14 protein-coding genes are annotated in these 20957 nt (G+C 73.0%); 4 read left to right on the forward strand and 10 right to left on the reverse strand.

The annotated features are described in order from the left end of the window. The first annotated feature begins 352 nt into the window (after positions 1–352). Positions 353–1855 (forward strand): replication-associated recombination protein A, encoded by a 1503-nt coding sequence (locus tag EL245_RS07600; RefSeq protein ID WP_126382596.1) that lies wholly within the window; start codon positions 353–355, stop codon positions 1853–1855. 186 nt (positions 1856–2041) lie between these two features. Here the strand turns inward: EL245_RS07600 and EL245_RS07605 are convergent, their stop codons facing one another. From EL245_RS07605 to EL245_RS07630, 7 genes are all read right to left on the reverse strand, one after another. Further along, positions 2042–3340, reverse strand: coding sequence for a DUF6620 family protein (locus EL245_RS07605; RefSeq protein ID WP_126382597.1), 1299 nt, complete (start codon positions 3338–3340; stop codon positions 2042–2044). Between the two features lie 42 nt (positions 3341–3382). After that, a complete protein-coding gene (locus tag EL245_RS13230) occupies positions 3383–3619 on the reverse strand; it encodes a hypothetical protein (protein ID WP_161512757.1) in 237 nt (78 codons plus the stop codon). A 45-nt stretch (positions 3620–3664) separates the two neighbouring features. Next, complete coding sequence (locus EL245_RS07610; protein WP_126382598.1) at positions 3665–4744, reverse strand: hypothetical protein; 1080 nt, start codon at positions 4742–4744, stop codon at positions 3665–3667. 66 nt (positions 4745–4810) lie between these two features. After that, the gene (locus EL245_RS07615; protein ID WP_126382599.1) at positions 4811–5026 is read right to left on the reverse strand and encodes a hypothetical protein; all 216 of its coding nucleotides are present in this window, start codon (positions 5024–5026) and stop codon (positions 4811–4813) included. Next, a complete protein-coding gene (locus tag EL245_RS07620; protein WP_126382600.1) occupies positions 5026–6033 on the reverse strand; it encodes an SPFH domain-containing protein in 1008 nt (335 codons plus the stop codon). The genes EL245_RS07615 and EL245_RS07620 overlap by 1 nt, the downstream gene beginning before the upstream one ends. Before the next feature lie 472 nt (positions 6034–6505). Beyond that, complete coding sequence (locus tag EL245_RS07625) at positions 6506–8236, reverse strand: ABC transporter permease (RefSeq protein WP_126382601.1); 1731 nt, start codon at positions 8234–8236, stop codon at positions 6506–6508. Further along, positions 8236–9405 (reverse strand): ABC transporter ATP-binding protein, encoded by a 1170-nt coding sequence (locus tag EL245_RS07630; RefSeq protein WP_126382602.1) that lies wholly within the window; start codon positions 9403–9405, stop codon positions 8236–8238. Before EL245_RS07630 ends, EL245_RS07625 begins: the two co-directional genes overlap by 1 nt. Positions 9406–9534: 129 nt before the next feature. Between EL245_RS07630 and EL245_RS07635 the strand changes: the two genes are divergently transcribed. Next, positions 9535–10932: a sensor histidine kinase gene (locus EL245_RS07635; RefSeq protein WP_161512756.1), complete on the forward strand. Its 1398-nt coding sequence runs from the start codon at positions 9535–9537 to the stop codon at positions 10930–10932. Further along, positions 10929–11708, forward strand: a complete 780-nt coding sequence (locus EL245_RS07640) for a response regulator (RefSeq protein ID WP_126382604.1) — start codon at positions 10929–10931, stop codon at positions 11706–11708. Before EL245_RS07635 ends, EL245_RS07640 begins: the two co-directional genes overlap by 4 nt. Before the next feature lie 205 nt (positions 11709–11913). On the opposite strand, the gene EL245_RS07645 is transcribed toward EL245_RS07640, so the two are convergent. The 3 genes from EL245_RS07645 to EL245_RS07655 form a co-directional block, all read right to left on the reverse strand. Then, complete coding sequence (locus tag EL245_RS07645) at positions 11914–14757, reverse strand: alpha-1,6-glucosidase domain-containing protein (RefSeq protein ID WP_126382605.1); 2844 nt, start codon at positions 14755–14757, stop codon at positions 11914–11916. 1135 nt (positions 14758–15892) lie between these two features. Further along, positions 15893–19078: an alpha-amylase family glycosyl hydrolase gene (locus EL245_RS07650; protein ID WP_197719389.1), complete on the reverse strand. Its 3186-nt coding sequence runs from the start codon at positions 19076–19078 to the stop codon at positions 15893–15895. A gap of 268 nt (positions 19079–19346) precedes the next feature. Next, on the reverse strand, positions 19347–19907 hold the full coding sequence (locus EL245_RS07655; protein ID WP_161512755.1) for a TetR/AcrR family transcriptional regulator: 561 nt from the start codon (positions 19905–19907) through the stop codon (positions 19347–19349). A 299-nt stretch (positions 19908–20206) separates the two neighbouring features. Between EL245_RS07655 and EL245_RS13415 the strand changes: the two genes are divergently transcribed. Then, positions 20207–20932, forward strand: a complete 726-nt coding sequence (locus tag EL245_RS13415; protein ID WP_197719390.1) for a hypothetical protein — start codon at positions 20207–20209, stop codon at positions 20930–20932. The last annotated feature ends 25 nt before the right edge of the window (positions 20933–20957 follow it).

Below are 20957 nucleotides of genomic sequence, written 5' to 3' on the forward strand. Positions count from 1 at the left end.
CTCACCCGCGCTCAGTCCCGGCCGAACACGTCACTTTGAGCCCGACTACCCCGGTAAAAGTGACGTGTTCGGGACCAAGGTGACGTGTTCGACGGCAGACCTGGCCAGAGGCTCCGATTCGACGGCAGACCTGGCCAGAGGCTCCGACAAGCCGGAGTTTCACGCCCCGCGCGGCCAGCCGGTGCCTGGTGGCACGGCACCGGCGCTGCCGTCCCCGTCGCGTTCGTACCTTCTGTGCTGTGACCGTAGCCTGCCGGTGCGAACACGGTGCGGACGGTACGAACCGGAGGACGGCGCGGTGCTCTCCCGAGGCCGTCACCGCCTGTCGCACACGGTGCGTAGGCTCGTGTGCATGGGCATCCAGGACTCCCCCTCGCTGTTCGAGGCGGCCCAGGGCGCGCCGGTCGACGACCCGACCCGCCCCCTGGCCGACCGACTGCGCCCCCAGCGCCTCGAGGAGGTCGTCGGTCAGGACCACCTGCTCGCCCCCGACGCCCCTCTGGGCCGCATGATCGCGGCCGGCCGCCTGCCCTCGATCATCCTGTGGGGCCCTCCGGGCTGCGGCAAGACGACCATCGCCCGCCTGCTGGCCCAGCGCACCGGGCTGGGCTTCGAGTCGGTCTCGGCGACCTTCTCGGGGGTGGCCGAGCTGCGCAAGGTCTTCGCCACCGCGGCGCGTCAGCGCGAGATCGGTCAGGGCACGCTCCTGTTCGTCGACGAGATCCACCGCTTCAACCGCGCCCAGCAGGACTCCTTCCTGCCCTACGTCGAGGACGGGACGGTTGTGCTCGTGGGCGCCACGACGGAGAACCCCAGCTTCGAGCTCAACGGCGCGCTGCTCTCGCGCTGCCAGGTCATGGTCCTGCGGCGCCTCGACCAGGCCGCGCTCAGCGAGCTGATGGACCGGGCCGAGGCGCTCATCGGGCGCCGTCTGCCGCTGACGGAGGCCGCACACTCCCAGCTCGTGGCCATGGCCGACGGCGACGGCCGCTACCTGCTCGGGATGGTCGAGCAGGTCCTGTCCCACGCCCGCGGGCAGATGGCACGCCCTGCTCCGCCGGGCACCGGGGACGCGGGCACCGGGGACGCGGGCACCGGTGAGGGCGCCGGCGGGACCGCAGGCCCCGGGGACGCGGGCACCGGTCCTGCCGACCGCGGTGACCCCGGGCCGGGCACCCCCTCCGACCCGGGCCTCATTGACGCCGGGGACCTGGCGGCCGTCGTCGCCTCGCGCGCCCCCTGGTACGACAAGTCCGGCGAGGAGCACTACAACCTCATCTCCGCGCTCCACAAGTCGATCCGGGGCTCCGACCCGCAGGCGGCGCTGTACTGGCTGGCCCGCATGCTCGAGGGCGGAGAGGACCCGCTCTACGTCGCCCGGCGCCTCGTGCACCTGGCCAGCGAGGACATCGGGATGGCCGACCCCGGAGCCCTCCAGATCGCGCTGGCCGCCTGGGAGGCTTACGAGCGGCTCGGATCACCCGAGGGCGAGCTCGCCATCGCCCAGGCCGTCATCCACCTCGCCACGGCACCGAAGTCGGTCGCCGTCTACCGGGGCCTGACCCGCGCCCGCGCGGCCGCCCGGGCCACGGGCTCCCTCGCCCCGCCGGCCCACATCCTCAACGCCCCGACCCGTCTCATGAAGGAGCTGGGCTACGGACAGGGCTACCAGTACGACCCCGACACCGCCGACGGCTTCTCCGGCGCGGACTACTTTCCCCCGGGCTACCCGCCCGAGCAGCGCGAGTGCTTCTACGAGCCCACCGGCAACGGTCACGAGCGGCGCATCGCCGAGCGCCTCGCCCACTGGGACTCCCTGCGCCGCAGCCACGAGCACGACACCCCGGGACCCTGACGCCCCGCCCCTCAACGCGTTCGTAACTTCTGCACCGCGACCGCACCCTGAGAGTGCGAACACGGCGCAGAAGGTACGAACCGGAGGACGGCACCCCGCTCAACCGGGCTGACGCCCGGACGGGCACCCCGCTGACCGGCGCCCCGCTCAACCGGGCTGACGCCGGGACGGTGGCACCGCCGGCTGTCAGAACACGATGTCGTCGGCGATGCCCGGCCCCATCTGCTGGGCGAAGACCGAGGCGAACTCCCTCTGCTTGGCCTGCTGGAGGGTGATGAGCTGGTCGGCGTTGCGCAGGTCCTGCATCCACTGCACCCCTGCGCCGGCCACCTGGGTGGTCGTCACCTGGTAGTTGGCCTCGAGGTAGCCGCTGGGGTCGACACCGGCCTCCTGCGCGGCAGCCATAACAGCCGCGCACTCGATGTAGAAGTCCCGGTCGGTCTTGAGGCGCGATGCCTGCGACCCGGCCCCCGGTCCGGCGCCCGCGGCGGCGGCCGCCTCGAACAGCGGGTGCGGGGTGGACATGAGCGAGGAGTACTGCATGCCCACCGTCATCATGTGGGTCTGCATGCGCTCGACCCACCCGGCGTTGGCCTGCTCCCACTGGGGGCGCTCGACGCCCAGGACCGCGGCGACCTGCTCGTTGCTCCAGCCCTCGTTGATCTTGGCGCTGCCGGCCACGTAGTCGTGGAGGCTCACCCCGTTGATGGGCTGGAGCTCGGGGGCGGAGGGGTCGCCCATCATCGACTGGCGCATGGCCTCGATCGGGGCGAAGGCGGCGTCCTCCGCCGCCTGGGCCGCGGCCCCCGTGGGGTCGGCGTAGAAGGAGGCCAGGGACTCGTTCATCGTCATGTGGATGGACAGGACCCGCTCGATCGCCTCGAAGGCGAGGTCCTCGGAGGGACCTCCCTGGAGGCGCGCCCCGATGTACTCCCGCACGAGGGAGACCATCGCCCCGAGCGTCTCGTAGACGTCGGAGTTGGCCAGCACGAGGGTGCGCGCCCCCCGGAAGTCACCGAGCTGGGCCTGGGCGGTGTTGGCCGCCTCGATGTCCTGCTGCCACTGGACGACGGCGGCGTTGGCCCCCGCCACGTCCCCCGCCTCGACGGCGGAGACCGGGGTGATGTGGCCGTCGCGCACCGGCGCCCAGATGTTGTACCAGGTGTCGGCGTACTGGAAGGCGGCAGGGTCCAGCCCCGCGGGGGGCTGGGGACGGCGGATGTCGCGGGCGTCCTCGTCGAAGAGCTCGAGCTCGTAGGAGTAGGGGAAGGCGTGGTGGATCCAGTCGACCTCCTCCACACCGCGCACGGCGTTGCTCATCCGGCGCGCCGCCCCTCCCAGCCCTCGGGCCGCCGACGCCAGGCCACGGCCGGAGACGCTGACGCCGACCTCGGCCTCGCCCGTCTCCTCGCTCAGCTCGACCTCGGTCGAGCCGGCGACCTGGGACGCGGCGTCGGTGGCCTTCTTGAACATCTTTCCGAACATGGGTTCTCCTCGTGTTTCCGATCAAGGACGCGCCGGCGGGCATCAGCCCCTGGCGGTCTGCCCCTGGTCGCCGTCCTTCTTGAGGCCCTTGGCGACCTTGCCCAGGCCGCGGGCAGCGGCGGCGGCGTCACGGGCTGAGACGTTGACGGCCACGTCGACGTCCGAGTCCGCGCCGAGCTCCTCGACGCCGGCGTCCTCGGCGGGGATCTCGACGGAGACGTCGGTGCGGCTGGCGGCCTTCTTGAAGAGCTTGCCGATCATGTGGGTGTTCCTTTCCATGAGGGTGTGGTGGGGTGGGACGGTCCACGCGGAGGGCGGACCGGGTCAGTTGATGACGAGCGGGTTGCCGTACTCGTCAGCGAGGTAGTTGAGGGTCCTGGCGTGGTCCAGGAGGGGGGCGACCAGGGCCTCGGTGTAGGTGTCGTTGGCCACCGCGGCGGCGACCTCGCAGCCGGGGCGGGCGAAGGCGGGCACCATGCCCCGCACGAGGTCGGCGGCCCGCGGCTGCCCCTGGGCGCGCAGCTCGGCGATCGCCCGGGCCAGCTCGACCAGCGCCCCGTAGTAGGCCAGGCGCACCTGCTGGAAGTCCCACGGCACCGAGTTCGGGTAGAACTTGAGGTTGACGGAGTCGTCCGGGTGGTCCTTGTGCTCGGTCAGAGCGTTGATGGTCTCGGGGAACTTCTTCGCGGCGACCATGGGGACGAGGGACTCGAGCTCGGCCTGCTCGACCGCCTTGGAGCGGGCGAAGTCGGCCAGCCACGTCGGGAAGAGGACCTCCGGGTCGTCGACACCGATCTCGTAGGCCTTCTGGTAGGGGCGCGCCTTGGCCTCGGCGAGCGACTCCGCGGCGATGACAGCGCTCTGCATCGTCTCGGAGGGGGTGAAGGTCACCTGGGTGCCACAGCCCTGGCAGGGCAGGTAGACCGAGACCGTGTAGAGCTCGGGCACCGGGACGGGGGCCGAGCACTGGGGGCAGGTGAAGCGGCTGGCCAGGGACTTCCACTCGGCGACCGCCGCGTCCCAGGTGGCCTGGGCGTCGTCGTCGGCGAGCTCGTCGAAGACGTGCTCGGCCCTCCAGGTCATCTTCTCCTCCCAGGCCTCCATCCGCTCCTCGAGGGCCTGGTAGCCCAGCTCGACGTCGGGGTCGTCGTCCATGTCCTCGAACATGGAGAACTGCTCCTCGAAGGTCGCCTGCGCCTTGGTGACCAGGGTCATGAGCTGGGCGGTGATGCCCGAGCTGAAGGCCCCGAAGGAGCGCCGGAACTCCTCGGGGTCCGAGCGCTTCATGTCGCGGGCGGTGGCCAGGGCCTCGGCGCCGACCTCCTGGCCGCGCTGCTCGAGCTTGCCCAGGAAGACGTCCATGCGGGCGCGCAGGGCTTCGAACTGGTTGAAGGCGTTGCTCATGGGTGGGTTCTCCTCCCGGCCCTGTGGTGCGGGGGCCGTTGGAATCGGTGGTGTGTGGTGGGGCGCTCAGGGCTCGCGGCGGGCGGTCGGACCCGCCAGGGGCGCGATGAAGACGTAGCCGCAGTACCGGCACTCGGCCACGCCGTGGGCCTCGGAGCGTCCGGCGCCGCAGCCGGGGCAGACCTTGGTCTCGGTGCTCACCTCGGTGTCGCGGGCGTGCTCGATCTGCGTCTTGTCGGAGGTGACGGCGCGCTGACGCATGCGCTCGACGAAGGAGCTCATCACAGGGCCTCCAGGATGCGGGCACGGGTGGCGGCCAGCTCCTCGTCGCTGATGAGTCCGGCGTCGTGCATGGCCTTGAGCTTCTGGAGGCGGGCCATCGGGTCCTCCGCAGCAGGTGCGGGGGCGGCCGGGGCGACGGGCTGTGCGGGGGCGGCCGGGGCGACCGGCTGCACGGGCTGGGGGACGGCCTGCTGCTGGACCTGCCCAAGAACCATCCCCATGGCCATGCCGTCCTGGACGCCCGCGCCGACCGCCGTCGAGGAGTCTGCGGTGGCCAGCGCGGTCTGGAAGCGCTGGAAGCGGTCCATGTCGCCGATCATGTTCATGCCGGTGACCTTGTCGTAGTACTCGTTGACCTCGTCGGGCAGGGTCACCGAGGCGATCGTGAACTGGGTGACGCTCACCCCCAGGTCCTCGAAGTACGGCGCGACCGCGGGCGCCAGGCGTGCGTTGACCGCCGAGAGGTTGGCCGAGACGTCCATGACCGACACGCCCTGCGTGGCCAGGATCTCCCCGAACTTCGCGGCGATGAAGTCGCGCAGCTGGACCTCGAGGTCCCGGATGGTGAGCACCGGGTAGGCCCCGGCGTACTCGCGGAAGAATCGGGCGATGTCGGTGACCCGCACGGAGTAGGAGCCGAAGGCGCGGACCCGGACCTGGCCGAAGCGGGGGTCGGCCATCATGACCGGGGCGGGGGTCCCCCACTTGAGGTCGACGAACTGGCGGGTGGCGACGTAGAAGATGTCGTAGATGTGCGGGGAGGCGAAGCCGTACTTCCACCCCGCCAGGTCCGACAGGATCGGGATGTTGCCGGTGGGCAGCGTGTGGGTCCCCGGCAGGTGGATGCCCGATGCCTGACCCCGGGACAGGACCAGCGCGGCCTGGTTCTCGCGCACGACGAGCTGGGCGCCGTTCTTGATACGGCCGTCCGGGTCGGGGTAGCGCCACAGGACGAGCTGGGGGTCGGGGTCGAGGCACTCGACGATCTCGATCCAAGGCAGTGCCACGGGCGGTCTCCTAACTTGTCCTGAGGATCGGGGCTCCGCACACCTGTTGTGCATCGCCGTGGGAACGTGGTGTCACATCGCCTGGGAAGGGCACCGGGGCAAACATAACGGAGACGTATAGCCTCGGACGACCCGGACGGGCAGTTCCACACGGGGAGCGCTCCCCATGGCCTCCCCATGCTGGCCCGTGCCCCTCCGCGCCTCTGCTGGCCCGTGCCCCTCCGCGCCTCGGCGCCCGCTCCCCCGCCGTGGGGCCGGCTCGCCCCGCCGTGAGGCCGGCTCGCGCCGCCGTGAGGCCGGCTTCCTCGCCGTGGGGCCGGCTCCCCCGCCGTGGGCTGGCGCCCACTACCCTCCTGTGAGCCCGAGACCGCTGGTACGACCAGTGGTCTCGGGCTCACAGGAGGGTGTTCGGCACGCAGTGCGCGACGGGAAGGGCACGCAGGGCGCGCCAGGCGGGCGCTCAGCGGGCCGGCTACCCCCGTCGTCGGGCCGCGAGGGCCAGAGCGCCCCAGCACGCGATCCCCGAGGCCAGGCTCCCGGTCAGGACCGGTGCGACGCCGGCGACGTCGAGGCCTCCGGCCGTGCTCATCGCGGTCGACCCCAGGGTGAGGGCCCGGGTGATGAGCGCCACGGGCCACAGCGCCGAGGCGGGGTTGAGGGTGGACACGAGCATGAAGGCGACGACCACCTGTCCCAGGCAGGCCGCTACCGAGGCAGCGAAGGAGCGCATCCGCATCGACAGGAGGGACTGCAGCCCGATGAGAGGCAGGGCTGCCAGGATGAAGACGAGGCCCTGGGCGAGGAGCGCGGGCGGCATCGACCACCCCAGTCCGAGCGCCGTCCCGGCCACCCAGGTCATCGCGACGAGGACGAGCTCCATGGCGATGACCGGGACGATGACGGCCGCGGCCTTGGCGAGCACGACGGCGCAGGTCGAGTGGGGAGTCGTGCGCATCATGTCCCAGGAGGTCCCCCGGTGCTCGACCCGCCAGGTCGCGGCCACGAGCAGGGCCACGGCCAGGGGGGCGAAGATGAGGCTGTAGAAGACCGAGACCTGGGAGGCCAGTGCATCCCACCCGGCCGAGAGCACTCCCTGGTTGCCCCGGTAGTTGACCGCTCCGGCGACGACGGTGAGCAGGGGGACGACGACGGCCACGACAGGTACCGCGCTGCGCCGCAGCTTGCTCAGCTCGACCCCGACCAGGACGGGGCCGCGGACCCGGCGCGGCCGCGCCCCGGCACCTGCCACCGCGCGCTCCGGGCGGGAATCCGGGCGGGCGGCGGACCCGGGTCCGGCCTCAGCACCGGTCCTGCCGGCTCCCTCCGGGCCGAGTCGGGCGCCCTGGACGGCCGTCCGTCCCGCACGACCACGACAGCGCAGGACTCTGCCGGCCCCCAGCGCGGTGCCCAGGACGATCCCGCGCTCCTCGATGCGGTCCAGTCGTGCGGTGGCGGTGGCGAACAGGAGGGCGGCCGCGGCAGCGAGGAGACCCAGGAGGATCCAGCCGGGACGCACGAGGACGGTCTGGCCGTCGACGATCCCCGCCGGGCTCATGACGGCGTAGTAGCCCCAGGGGAGGACGAGCCGGGCGAGCCACGGCGGCGCGAGGAGCATGTAGACCCCGACGAAGCCGCCCAGGAGTCCCACGGTCATCGACACGAGCTGGTTAGGGACGATCGCCGAGAGCCAGGCGTGGCCCGCGATCATGATCATCTGGAGAACGACGAGGGACACGGTCCAGCCCACCCAGGCGCCCACGGGGACGGGGGCGGCGAGCACCGCCGTGCCCAGGCCGACGAGGAGGAGGTTCTGGACGAGGATCGCCGGGACGACGAGCAGCGCGAGGGCCGCGACCTTGGCCCGCAGGAGCCTGCCGGGGGTCAGGCCCACCCCGGCGGCCAGGTTCCAGCCGGACCCCGAGTGCTCGATGTCGGTGAGGTGGCCGGCCATGATGGCGGCGGTCAGGGGGCCGGTGAGCGCCCCGGCCATCATGGCGCACGACAGGAGGAGGGAGGCCCACAGGTCGGAGGCGGGGTCCGCCCACTGGGCGCGGGCCGAGGAGGAGAACAGGGTGCTCGCCGACAGCGCCGTCGTCGCCGCGGTGACGGCCACGAGGATCGGCACGGCTCGCAGCCGCCGCATCTTGGCCAGCTCCAGGCCGACCGCCTGTCTCATGGGGAGGGTCTCGCGGCGGGTGCTCATCACAGCGCACCCCCTCGCCCGGTCAGGTCCATGAAGACCTCCTCGAGGCTGCGCGGCTCGCGGCGCAGCTCGTGGACGGGGACACCGGCGTGGGCCAGGCGGCGGACCAGCTCGGCCGTCGCCTCGGCCCCCAGACCGGGGACCCTCAGGCCGTCGGGCAGCGCCGTGACGAGACCGGCGCCGAGTCCGGCCAGGAGGTCGGGGGTGATCGCCCTCGGGTCGGGGGTGACGACGAGCAGGTCGGGCACCGAGCGCTCCATGAGGGCGGCACGGGTGCCCTGGAAGACGAGCCTGCCGGCGGACAGCACGCCCAGGACCGAGGCCATCCGGTCGACCTCGTCGAGCAGGTGGCTGGAGACCATGACGCTCACGCCCTGGTCGGCCAGGGAGACCAGGAGGTGGCGGATCTCCTCGATCCCGGCGGGGTCCAGGCCGTTGGTCGGCTCGTCGAGGACGAGCAGGCGCGGCTCGCGGGCCAGGGCGATGGCCACGCCCAGGCGCTGCTTCATGCCCAGGGAGTAGGTGCGCACGAGCCGGTCGCGGTGCTCGGTCAGGCGCACGAGCGCCAGCGCCCGGTCGACCTGGGCGTCGCTCAGGCCCAGCATCTTCTGGATGATCCTCATGTTCTGCCCCCCGGTGAGGTGGCCGTAGCCCGGAGGCTGCTCGATGAGGGAGCCGGTGGCCGCCATGAGCCCGGGACGGGTGGCCGGGGTGAGCGGCTGTCCCATGACCGCGATCGAGCCGCGGGTGGGTGCGAGCAGCCCCAGGATCATCTTCATGGTCGTCGACTTGCCCGAGCCGTTGGGGCCCAGGAAGCCGTAGACGGTGCCGCGCGGGACCGCCAGGTCGAGGGAGTCGACGACGGTGCGCGCACCGTGCCGGTCGGTGAAGGTCTTCGTCAGGTCGTGGGTGGCCACCGCCAGGTCGAGGGCCGCGGGCCCGGACACCGGGGCCCGGTGCGACGGGGGAGGTGTGGGGAGCGGCGCCGCGGGCCCGGCGGGGCCCTGGAGGCGGGCGGGGCCCACGGGCTGGGCGGGGCCCACGGGCCGGGGCTGGGCGGGGCCGCCTGGCTGGGCGGGGTCGACGGGCTGGGTGGGGCCCTGGAGGCGGGCCTGTGTCGGGGGCTGGAGGTGGGACGGGCTCGTAGCCGGTCGTGTCATCGTGCTCATGGCTCAAGGTTCCTGGGGACCCTCCCCCGGGCGCATCGGACTCGGGTCTGGACCTCGGGCCTGGTGCCAGCCCCCCGGTCATACCCCGGTATGACGCCCTCAGGGGGCCGCCGAACCTACGGTGGCGCCATGCGCGCTCTCCCCCTGCCCTCGGGACTCGACGTCCTCACTGCCGTCCTTCTCGCAGTCGTCGCGTCGTTCTCCGCCCCGCAGGCCGCGTCGTGGCTGCCGGACCCTGCCGCCACCCCGGTCTGGGTGGTCCTCGTCGTGGTCGCGTGCCTGGCGGTGCTCGGCCGCTCGCGCGCGCCGCTGAGCTCTGTCCTCGTCCTCGGGGTGGTCCTGGCCGTTCACCTTCTCGCCTTCGCCCAGCCGAGCGTCCTCATGCTCGCCCTGGCCGCCCTGGCGGCGTGGACGAGCCAGTCCCGGCTGTCCTCGCCCTGGCGGTGGCTGGTCCTGGCTGCCTTGTACCTCGGGGCGCTCCCGGCGCTCACCCGCGTGGTGGTGTGGATAGAGCCCGTCTACCGCACCCCGGTGCAGGTCCTTATCGTCCTGCTCACGGCGTGGACCCTCCTGACGACGGCCGCCCTGGCCGGGGCCGCCCGGCGCAGGGCGCGTGAGCGGGTGGAGCAGGCCATCGAGCGCGCCGAGATGCTCCAGGCCCAGCAGGACGCCGAGCGGCGCCTGGCCGTGTCCGTCGAGCGCACGAGGATCGCGCGCGAGGTCCACGACCTGCTCGGGCACTCCCTGGCGGTCATCGGGATGCAGGCCGCCGGGGCGCAGGCGGTGCTCCGGACCGACCCGCGGGCCGCCGAGGAGGCGCTGGCGGTCATCGGGGGCACCGCCCGCCGCAGCATCGAGGAGGTCCGGGCGCTTATCGACGTCCTGCGTGAGGACGGGCCGCGAGACACGGGCACCGGGCGAGCCGGCGTACCCGGGCGGGCTGGCGCGCCCGAGCAGACCAGCGCACCCGAGCAGACCGCCGGGCCCGGGCAGGGCCCGTCGGCCGGCGCGGCCGAGCAGACCGCTGGGCCCGGGCGGGGCCCGGCGGCCGGCGCGGCCCTGCCCGCCCCGGGTCCGACAGCTCCGGATCCCGCGCGGCCCGGGCTCGACGAGCTCCCCGCGCTCGTGTCGACCTTCCGGGAGGCGGGGATGGAGGTCGACCTCGACCTGGAGGTGAGCACCACGGTCCCTCAGGGCACCGGCAGCGTCCTGCACGACGTCGTGCGTGAGGCGCTGACCAACGTCGCCCGCCACGCCCCGGGCAGCCCCGTCCGCGTCGAGGCCCGGGCGAGCCGCAGCCGCCTCGAGGTCGACGTGAGCAACGCCGTCCCCTCCACGACCGCGGAGGCGGGGACGGCCGCACCCGCCTGCGACCCGCCCTCCGCGGAGCAGCCCAGGCGCGGCTACGGGCTGGAGGCGATGCGCAGCCGTGTCGACGCCGTCGGCGGGCGGCTGAGCGCGGGGCCCTCGCAGGACAGGCCCGGCTGGCAGGTCGTGGCCGTCCTCCCGGTCGGGGCGAGTTCATGATCCGGGTGGGGATGGCCGACGACGAGCCCCTGTTCAGCGCGGGCCTGGCCATGCTCCTGGGCGCCCAGGAGGACATCGAGGTCGCGTGGCGCGCCGCCGACGGCGCCCAGGCGCTGCGCCTGGAGGCCGACGAGCCCGTCGACGTCCTGCTCCTCGACGTGCAGATGCCGGTCATGGACGGCCTGAGCGCCACCCGGTCGCTCGTCGAGTCCGGCACGCGGGCACGCATCGTCATCCTGACGACCTTCGACACCGACGGCTACGTCCTGGGAGCGATCGAGGCCGGAGCCTGCGGGTTCCTCCTCAAGTCCACGCCCCCCGACGAGCTCGTCGCCGCCATCCGCACGGTGCACCGGGGGGACTCGGTGGTCTCCCCCGGGCCGACGCGCAGGCTCGTCACCGCGCTGCGCTCGGGCGCCCCGGCCCCCGGCTCCCTGCCGCCCGCTCCGGCGCACTCAGCCGGGGACGGTGGGCCGGGTGTCGGGGAGCCGGGGGCTGGCGGGCCGGGGGCCGGCGGGCCGGGGGCCGGCGGGCAGGGCGCCGCCGCGGAGCTGGCCGACCTCACCGAGCGGGAGCGGGAGGTGCTCGTGCTCATCTCCACGGGCCTGACGAACCAGGAGATCTGCGACCGCCTGTGGCTGTCGATGGCGACGGTCAAGACCCACGTCTCCCACCTGCTGTCCAAGACCGGTTCGCGCGACCGGGTCCAGCTCGTCCTGCTCGCGCTGCGCAGCGGGCTGGTCGGGCTCGACGAGCTCCTCGCCGACGCTGTCTGAGGTGCCCGGCGCCCGGGCACCCGGCGGCTGGGGCCACCTGGCACCTGAGCACCCGCCGGCCGGCACGACGGACAGCCTGCCTCCGGCCATCCCCGCCCCGGGGCCACCCGGCGCCCGGGCTGCGACCGGCTCTCGCCCCGGGGGCCGGCAGCGGTATGAGGCCCCGCCCCGGGGCCACCCGACGCCCGGGCCGGGTGCGCCTGCCTCAGCGCTCGACGAGAACGGCCACGGTGCGGGCGGGGACGGTCACGGTGCCGGTGCCCGCGTCGAAGGTCGTGCCCCTGACCACCGGGTCGGAGCCGGCCACCTGCACCTCGCTCAGCTCGAAGTAGCGTCCGACAAGCGCCTCGACCCTCTGCTCGACGGCGTGGGGGGTGGCGTTGAGGACGACGAGGACGCCGTCGAGAGCGGGGTCGATGTCAGCCTCCCCCGCCCCGTCGTCGATGACCATGACGACCACCCCGGGGGTCGCCTCCGGCCCGGCGCAGGGGAAGGACACGCGCTCGCGGATGAGGGCCGCCGACCCCAGGGACAGCAGCGGCGTGGAGTGGCGCAGGCGCAGGAGGTCGAGGGCGGCCTCACGGGCGGTGGCGATGTCCTTGGCGGTGGGACGCAGCTCGTCGTGCCGCAGGAGGTCGGCCTGGATGACCCAGGACTCGAAGTTGCGCTGCGCGGGGGGAAGGCCACGACCCCAGCCGTTGTCCTGGCCGGTCCAGTCGATGGCGTTGTAGTGGTCCCCAGAGTTGTAGGAGTCGGTGTCGAGGGACTTGCTGCGCAGCAGCTCGGCGCCGGCCGCCCAGAAGCACGGGGACTGCCCGAGGGCGGGCACGGCCAGGCACAGGGTGTTCATCCGGACGCGGTCGGCCATCGAGGTGGTCAGGGGGAGCTTGTAGGCCAGGACGTCGAAGAGGGTCTCGTCGTCGTGGGCGCAGACGTAGTTGACGGAGTCCACCGGCTCAAGCCCGTAGGCGGCCACGGTGTCGCCGTGGTAGCGGAACTCCTCGCCCAGGCGGCGGGCGCCGTCGGAGCCGCGCAGCTCCATGAGCCGCAGGTTGCCCGCCAGGGACAGGCACACGAGCTCGGTGCGCCAGGCCAGGTCGCTGCGGATCTCCCGCTCGGTGCGGTCCTCGACCTCGTTGGGGTCGGTCAGGGCGCCGGTGCCGAAGCCCTGGCCGATGCGCAGGTTGACGTCGAAGTGGTCACCCCCGTGGACGGCGTCACGGACGCGGTCGTTGAAGGTCCCGATGCCCAGGCCCCCGATCTGGCCCTGGACCGCCTGACGGAACAGGGCGTTGTCCGCCACCTCCCCCATGTTCCAGCCCTCGCCGTAGATCAGGATCCGGTGGCCCACGGCCTCGTCGCCGACGGAGTCGAGGGCCGACTGGAGGCGGGCCATCGTGTCGACGGAGTGGTACCCCATGAGGTCGAAACGGAAGCCGTCGACCCGGTAGTCGACCACCCAGGACACGCAGCTGTCGATCATGAGCCGCTCGGCCATGAGCCTCTCGGTGGCCACGTTGTTGCAGCAGGTCGACATCTCGATGGCGCCGGTCGCGTCGAGGCGGTGGTAGTAGCCGGGGACGATCTTGTCGAGGACCGAGTACTCCTCCTGCCCGGCCGCGGCGGTGTGGTTGAAGACCTGGTCGAGGACCACCTGGAGGCCCATCCCGTGCAGGGCGGCGACCATCTCCCGGAACTCCACGACACGCGCCCCGCCGTCCTGGTGGCCGGCTCGGGCGTAGGAGCCCTCGGGGGCCATCCAGTGGACGGGATCGTAGCCCCAGTTGTAGGCGTCCCGGTCGGCAGTGGCCGACACGGCCGCCTGGGGCCGGCGGGAGAAGGGGGATGCGTCGGAGGGGACGGCAGGCGCCTTCTGGTCGGCGCGCTCCTCGGGAACCGAGGAGAAGTCGAAGGTCGGCAGGAGGTGGATCGTGTCGATCCCCGCCGAGGCCAGGGCCCGCAGGTGCCGGGTCCCGTCGGTGTCGATGGTGAAGGCCGAGTAGGTCCCCCGCATCCGGGCGGGGACGGACTGGTCGACCGCGGAGAAGTCGCGCACGTGCAGCTCGTAGATGGCCCGGGCGGCGTCGGAGACGACGACGGGGTTGAGGGTCGAGCGCCATGACGAGGGCCGCAGGTCACGGCGGTCGAGGTCGACAGCCACCGAGCGGCGCGAGTCCACGGTCAGGGCGCGCGAGTACGGGTCGGTGACGACGTTGACCTCGACCCGGCCCGTCGAGGGCACGAAGACGCGCACCTCCCACAGGTACTGGCTTCCCGCGCCCACGCCGGCGGCGCCGGCCCGCTCCGCGGTGACCTCCCACCTCCCGTCGGGCAGGCGCACGGCGGGCACCCGCACGGCCTGGCCGTCGACAAGAGGGACCGAGCCGGTGGGGTCCGGCGTCGGCCAGGCCAGCAGGGTGACGGCACGTGCGGTCGGCGCCCACAGGGCGAAGGCGGGCCGGGCCTGCGGGGTGCCGGGGTCCTGCCAGGTCACCCCCAGCGGGGCCGAGCCGTCGCGGGCCGCGGCCTCACCGTAGAGGTGGTCGATGACGAGGCCGGTCTGCACGCCGGTGGCGGCGGTGATCCACCCCCCGGTCGAGGCCGTCGCGCGCTGGACGACGGTGAGCTGCCCCATGAGAAGGGCCTCGACGTCCTCGCGGGTCAGGCGCTTGCCGTTGGCCCCGACCGACAGCGCGATGTAGCCGCGCAGCGCCGGGTAGGCGGTCATGGCGGGCGCACCCAGCTCGTCCTCGAGCGTGCCCCGCACGGTCAGGGGGATCTCCGTGGAGTAGACGTCGCGTCTGAGCATGCCCTCGACCACCCGCGCTCCCCCGTCGGGCGCCGCGACGAGCCCGAAGGTGACCGGGAGCTCGGCAAGCTCCCCGTCGTCCTCCGCGGCGACGGCGGCCGGCAGCAGATCGGGCGGCCAGGCCAGAATCGTCTCGGTCACCCAGTAGGCCCGCAGCTCCCCTGTGCCGGGAAGGTCGTGGTGGGCCGGGGCGTCGTGGTGGGCGTGGTCCTCGCCCCGAGGTCGCTGGCTGGTGGTCATGGGCGGTCGCCTTCCTCTTACTGTGACCAGCCTGTCACGGAGGAGGCCGGGGCACCAGGACCCAAAAGGACTATCCGCCACCAGACGATCCTCTCCCCCGACACCAGGACCAGGGGGTATAACGGGGGCGCGGCGCACGGGGCCGGGCACCGCCCGACCGCGTGGCGCGCTCGCCGCTGGCCCCTCTGGCCCCCGCTCGTCCCGGCCGGGCACCGCCCGACCGCGTGGCGCGCACCGACCCTCACCTCCGTCGTCGACCGGTCATGTGTCCTTCGACCGGTCATGTGACTTTCGACCGGGCAATCGCTGTCACATAGACGGTCGATCTCTACATGACCGGTCGAGACAGACGGGATGGAAGCGCGCGGACCGGGACGCACGCTCACGACGACGGTCGCCGTCGCACCGACCGTCGGAGCCGCCTTTCCCGGGCCCGCGCGAGCACCCGCGCTCCGGCCGTCGGATCAGGCATGCTCATCACCCCGTGCCTGAGTCCACGCGAGCACCCTGCGGGAACCGACCAACGCTCGCTGAGCCCTGCCGGGATCACGTCTCAGGGTCGCCAGGTGTCACTGTGGACCACAATCGGGCTCCGACAGCCTCCTCGGTCATCAGAGAATCGGCGTGATTCCAGGGTTTTCCGGGTTGCGCGGCGGCTCGCGCCCCTGTGGGCCCGGACGATTGTGGTCCACAGTGACACTCTCGTGGTGCACGACCGCCCTGTCGCCCGCCGACGAGTGCCTCCGCGCTCGGCCGGGTCGTGTCCCCAGGCTGGCACCCCTGGAACCCCTGATGATTGATTCCACGGGGGCGGTGGTGGTGGGCGGTCGGTGAGTGCGGGGTGGCGGCGTCGAGGGGGCTGTCCGGCGAGATGGTGGTGGTCGGGCGGGCAGGTCGCGCGGGACCTCGCGCTCGTCGTTAGTCAGTGAGTACGGGGCTTCGCGGTGAGACCAGGGGTCGGTCAGTGAGTACGGGGCTTCGCGCTGAGACCAGGGGTCGGTCAGTGAGTACGGGGCTTTGCGGTGAGACCGGGGGTCTGCGCCCCGGTCTCACCGCAAAGCCCCGTTTTCACCGACACAGCCCCGTACTCGTGCGTCCCGGCCCGCGCCCCCGCACCACCCGTGGAATCAATCATCTAGGCCCGACGCCGGAGGGCGATGGTCCCTCCCGCGACGAGCGAGGCGGCCACCACGAGCAGCAGCGCGGTCCCCGGCCCGGTGCGGGCCAGACCGCCCCGAGTAGCCCCCGGCCCCGACGAGGCGCTCACCGACCCCGGACGCACGCTCACCACGACGGTCGCGGTCGCAGCCGCTGTCGGGACCCCAGTCGCGCCCGGATCGGCACTTGCGCTCGGCGCTGCCGTCGCACCCGCTGTCGGGACCCCGGTCGGGCTGCCGGTCGCACCTGCCGTCGCGCTCGGCTCGGCGCTCGGCCCGGCACTCGCGCTCGGCGCCGCCGTCGGGGTGCCGGTCGCACCCGCCGTCGCGCTCGGCGCTGCCGTCGCGCTCGGCTCGGCACTCGGGCCCGCCGACCCGGCGTCGTTCCACACGAGGTGAGTGACCGGGTCGTAGAAGAAGGTCACCGTCCCGCCAGCCGTCGTGTAGGTGATGTTGGGGCCGTCGGCCACGCCGTCGGCGCCGTAGTTGACCTCCCAGCTGCCCCCGATGGCCACCTTGTACTCGTAGGTGCCCGCGGGCAGGTCGAAGGACCCGGTGTAGAGGCCGGTGGCGGGGTCGAGGCTCAGGGCCGCGGCGGCGCAGTCCGGCTGCCAGTCACCGGGGCAGCCCATGGCCGCGTTGTGGCTCCCCGGGACGGTCACCTCGACCGAGGCGTCGGGGTCGGGTGCCGTGCCGCTCAGGTTCGCCCCGACGACGGCCAGAGCGGAGTCGGCGGCCCGGTTGCCGGCCGCGTCAGTGGTCACCGCACGCAGCTCGAGGACGGTTCCGGCCGGAAGCCCGCTCACGTCGGCGAAGACGCGCGGGGTCGTGTCCTCGGCCGTGCCCAGGGCCGTCCACTCCTGGGTGCCGAGCTCACGGTAGGAGAAGCTCGTCTCAGCCCAGCGGTGGGGGGTCGTCGTCGCCGCCACCTCGGCGCTCGCCCCGCTCAGGGCGGCACCCTCGACTCCGGTGAGCGTCACCGAGGGCGAGCCGGCCGCCACGGTGCGGTCGGCGACGAGGACGACCGCACCCAGAGCCGGGACGGTCAGTGTCACCTCGCCCTGGGCGTCGGCGGTCACCGGGGCGTGGTCGCCGTAGAGCGAGGAGTAGGTGGCCCCGGGGGTGAGCGTGGTCAGGGTGACGGTGCGCTCCTCGTCCGCGTTGTTGAGGGCGACGAGGTGCTCGACCTTCTCGTGCCGGTCGACCCTGGCGAAGGCGTAGACCCCGGCGCCGTCCTCGGCGTAGAGCTCGATCTGCGAGCCGGTCGACAGGGCCGGGTGCGCGGCGCGCAGGGCCGCCAGGCCCGAGATGTGCTGGTAGAGCGGCGAGGAGGTGTCGTAGCGGTCGGTCGAGCCGGCGGTCGTGCCGTCCACGAGCGGCTGCTCGGCGTACTCGGCGACCTGGGTGGCGAACACGTCCTGGCGCGCGTTCTTGTCCGACCCGTCGCCCACGCCGACGAAGCCCTGCTCGTCCCCGTAGTAAACGACGGGCTGACCTCGGGTGAGGAACATGAGGGAGTGGGCCAGCGCGTCGCGGCGCAGCGTCTCGGGCCCGACCGCACCTCCGGCCAGGAGGTAGCCGACCCGTCCCATGTCGTGGTTGCCCAGGAAGGTGGGCAGTCCAGCGGCGCTCGTCGTGGGGGTCGTGTAGTAGTCGTCGGTGGCGAACATGCCCGACAGCCCCTGGGCCGAGTAGCCCCTGGCGAAGCTGACGGCGGCGGACTGGAAGGCGAAGTCGAGGGTGGCGTCCATGCCGGTGGAGCGCACGTAGGGGCTCAGCTTGCGTGCGTCGGCGTCGTAGACCTCCCCGAAGGTGAAAAAGTCGGGGTTGGTCGCCGCGGCGTGCGCGTCGATCGTCGCGGTCCACGACTCCCAGAACTCCATGTTGACGTGCTTGACGGTGTCGATGCGGAAGCCGTCGACGCCGAAGTCCATCCAGGCGGTGTAGATGTCCTCGAAGGCGGCCACCACCCGCGGGTCCTCGGTCATGAGGTCGTCCAGCCCGACGAAGTCGCCCATGGTCACCGACTCCCCGGTCCACGTCGAGTCACCCCGGTTGTGGTAGAGGCTCACGTCGTTGAGGACGTCGGGGACGACGTCGCCGGTGCGCACCGGCGTGTAGGGGAAGGACGTCGCCGGGTCGAGCCTCGGGAAGTCGGCCGACCCTGCCGCCGCCGAGATGTCGACGACCTGTCCTGCGGCGTCGGTGTAGGGGACGGTGGCCGTGTCGACGTAGGAGTACTGGCCCTCGGCGTAGTCGATGAGGTCGGCGGTGTGGTTCGTGATGATGTCGAGGTAGAGCCTCATCCCCCTGGCGTGGAGGGCGTCGCGCAGGGCGGCCAGCGACTCGTTGCCCCCCAGGTGCGGGTCGATGCTCGTGAAGTCGGTGATCCAGTAGCCGTGGTAGCCCGCCGAGGCGTTGTCCCCGGTTCCCTGGACGGGCCGGTTGGTGAAGGAGGGGGTCAGCCAGATCGCGGTGGTGCCCAGGGACTGGATGTAGTCGAGGTTCTCGATGATGCCGGCGATGTCCCCGCCGTGGTAGTAGCCCTTGTCCGTCGGGTCCAGCCCCGTGACCTCGGGGCCGCCGACGAGCCCGCCGGAGTCGTTGGAGGGGTCGCCGTTGGCGAAGCGGTCGGTCAGGACGAAGTAGAAGGTCTCGTCGGTGCCCTCGCGGGCCGGGTCGGCCACGAGCGCGGCGTCCGAGGCCGGGTCGTAGTCGCCCGACAGGGCCGAGCTGCGCACCGCCAGGCGGTGGGACTCGACGTCCCAGCTCAGGGTGAGCTCGGCGTCCGCGGCCAGGCGCAGGGGGATGTTCGCCCCGTCCTGGACGCCGTCTGCGCCGTAGGACACCGCCCAGCCGCCGTCGAGGGCGACCTTGATCTCCCACGAGCCCGCGGGCACGAGCACCGTCATCGTGTACAGGCCGTCCGAGTCGGGGTCGGTCATGGCGGTGGCGGCGCAGGCCGGGTCCCAGTCCTCGGCGCAGCCGAGCTCGCTCTGGAGGCTGCCGACGAGCGTGACGGCGGAGGGTGCCGCCTGTGCCTGCGGGACCACGGCCTGCACCGTCAGAGGCAGGGCCAGGGCGAGGGCCGTCAGCACCGCCAGGAGGCTGGGCCGACGCCGGGAACGGCGCCGTGGGAGCGGCTGCAAGGACTGAAAACGCACGATGACTCCTTCGTCTGTGTCGTGCAGCGCGGGGCCGGCGGCCCCGACGGAGCAGGGATCATGCCCGGTGGGATCAAGCGAGATCGGGAATGAGACGTAGGTTACGCGACGGTCACGGCATCTGCAAGGGCTGCAAGGCCCCTCGGCCAGCTCCCGTCCTCGACCGTCCTCAACCGCCGGCGCCCTCCGTCGTCTCCGTCATCTCCGTAGCCTCAGCCTCCGCAGCCTCCACCGCCCCGACCGGCCCGGGCGGGACCGCCTCGCCGCCTCAGGGGCGCAGGCCCCGCAGGTAGGTGTCGACGAGCCAGTCCTGCCAGCCGGGGACGACCTCGTCGACGAACCGGCCCAGCGGCCTGGAGATCTGGGCGAGCCCGACCTGGAAGCGGGTGACGTCGACCTCCTCGCGCACGAGCCCCTCCGCCTTGGCCAGCGACAGCGCGCCGTCGAGCCTGTCGAGGCCGTCGTTCCTCATGGTGATGAGCCAGGGGTTGTCCTCCAGCAGCGCGGGGTCGGCGGCCATCTGGGGGATGATCCCGCCCAGCCGCAGGCCGACGAGCTCGGTGACGAAGGCCCGCCAGCGCCGCGCGGCCTCCACCGCGGGGTCCGCCGCCTCGTAGGCGCTCACGGCCTCGGACACCCGGGCGTGCACGTGCTCGGCGACACCGCGCAGAAGACTGACCCGGTCGGGGAAGTGCCGGTAGAGGGTGCCGATGCCCACCCCCGCCCTGGAGGCGACCGCCCGGAGCGAGACGCTCGGGCCGACGTCGGCATAGAGGCTGACGGCGGCCCTCACGATGGCCTCACGGTTGGCGACGGCGTCTGCGCGCACGGTCATCTCCTGTCTGCCCGAGGACCTTCTGCGGAGAGTAGCCCACCCGGCGCCCAGGCCGGCCGACCCCGGCCCCCAGGCAGGCAGGGCCCGAGCCGGTGGCGCGCTCCACGGAGACCCGGCCGTTCCGCCACCCGCCCCGACCCCCAGGCCACCCAGCCGCCCGGCCACGTCGACGCTCACCGCCGCAGTCGGTGGCGCGCACCGCAGTCGGCCGGGTTGCCCCCACCCCTAAGCGGAGTGATACGCTCCGTTTTAATTCGGAGCAGATCGCTCCGCTTAGCGACAAGGAGTGCGTCATGCCCTCTTCCTCCCAGACGCCGGCACGCGGGGCCAGGACCCTCGTCGCCGCCGTCGTCGGCGTCCCGGTCGTCATCGTCCTCATGCTGCTGGCCTTCCTCACGCCGGCGATCAACTCGGGAGCCGACGACCTGCCGCTGGCCGTTGCCGCACCCGAGGCCGCCCAGGAGCAGCTGAGCGCCTCGCTGGAGAGCGCCGCCCCCGGAGCCTTCGACGTCATCGTCGTCTCGGACGCGCAGGCCGTCACGGAGGCGGTCACCGAGCGCGAGGCGATCGGCGGGATCATCGTGAGCGCCGAGGGAACCGAGGTGATCACCGCCTCGGGCGCCGGCACCCCCTACGCCTCGATGCTCACGAACCTGGCCACCGGCCTGCGGGCGCAGCAGGCAGCGGCCGCGCAGGAGGCCGCACAGGCCGCGCAGGCGGACCCCACCTCGCAGGCGGCTGCCGCGCAGGCCGCCCAGGCGGCGGCGCAGACCGTGACCGTGACCGACGTCGCCCCCCTGACCGATGAGGACCCCATGGGGGTCGCGCTCAGCTCGCTCGGCCTGCCCCTCGTCTTCGGCGGCATGGCCACGAGCATCCTGTTGTCGGTGGTCATCAGGACCTCGTGGTGGAAGCGGGCCCTGTCCGCCGTCACGATCGCGGGGCTCGGCGCCCTCCTGGCGGTCCTCGTCCTCCAGACCTGGTTCGGCGCCATCGCAGGGCCCTTCGCGATGACCTAGCTCGGACTCACCCTCGGCATCAGCG

It is taken from the genome of Actinomyces howellii, from assembly GCF_900637165.1.
In the GTDB taxonomy this organism is placed as follows: Bacteria; Actinomycetota; Actinomycetes; order Actinomycetales; family Actinomycetaceae; genus Actinomyces; species Actinomyces howellii.

Excerpts from the sequence above, each read along its gene's own strand:
- EL245_RS07600 (WP_126382596.1), top strand. The coding sequence starts at position 353 with ATGGGCATCCAGGACTCCCCCTCGCTGTTCGAGGCGGCCCAGGGCGCG.
- EL245_RS07605 (WP_126382597.1), bottom strand. The coding sequence starts at position 3,340 with ATGTTCGGAAAGATGTTCAAGAAGGCCACCGACGCCGCGTCCCAGGTC.
- EL245_RS13230 (WP_161512757.1), bottom strand. The coding sequence starts at position 3,619 with ATGGAAAGGAACACCCACATGATCGGCAAGCTCTTCAAGAAGGCCGCC.
- EL245_RS07610 (WP_126382598.1), bottom strand. The coding sequence starts at position 4,744 with ATGAGCAACGCCTTCAACCAGTTCGAAGCCCTGCGCGCCCGCATGGAC.
- EL245_RS07615 (WP_126382599.1), bottom strand. The coding sequence starts at position 5,026 with ATGAGCTCCTTCGTCGAGCGCATGCGTCAGCGCGCCGTCACCTCCGAC.
- EL245_RS07625 (WP_126382601.1), bottom strand. The coding sequence starts at position 8,236 with ATGAGCACCCGCCGCGAGACCCTCCCCATGAGACAGGCGGTCGGCCTG.
- EL245_RS07630 (WP_126382602.1), bottom strand. The coding sequence starts at position 9,405 with ATGAGCACGATGACACGACCGGCTACGAGCCCGTCCCACCTCCAGCCC.
- EL245_RS07635 (WP_161512756.1), top strand. The coding sequence starts at position 9,535 with ATGCGCGCTCTCCCCCTGCCCTCGGGACTCGACGTCCTCACTGCCGTC.
- EL245_RS07640 (WP_126382604.1), top strand. The coding sequence starts at position 10,929 with ATGATCCGGGTGGGGATGGCCGACGACGAGCCCCTGTTCAGCGCGGGC.
- EL245_RS07645 (WP_126382605.1), bottom strand. The coding sequence starts at position 14,757 with ATGACCACCAGCCAGCGACCTCGGGGCGAGGACCACGCCCACCACGAC.
- EL245_RS13415 (WP_197719390.1), top strand. The coding sequence starts at position 20,207 with ATGCCCTCTTCCTCCCAGACGCCGGCACGCGGGGCCAGGACCCTCGTC.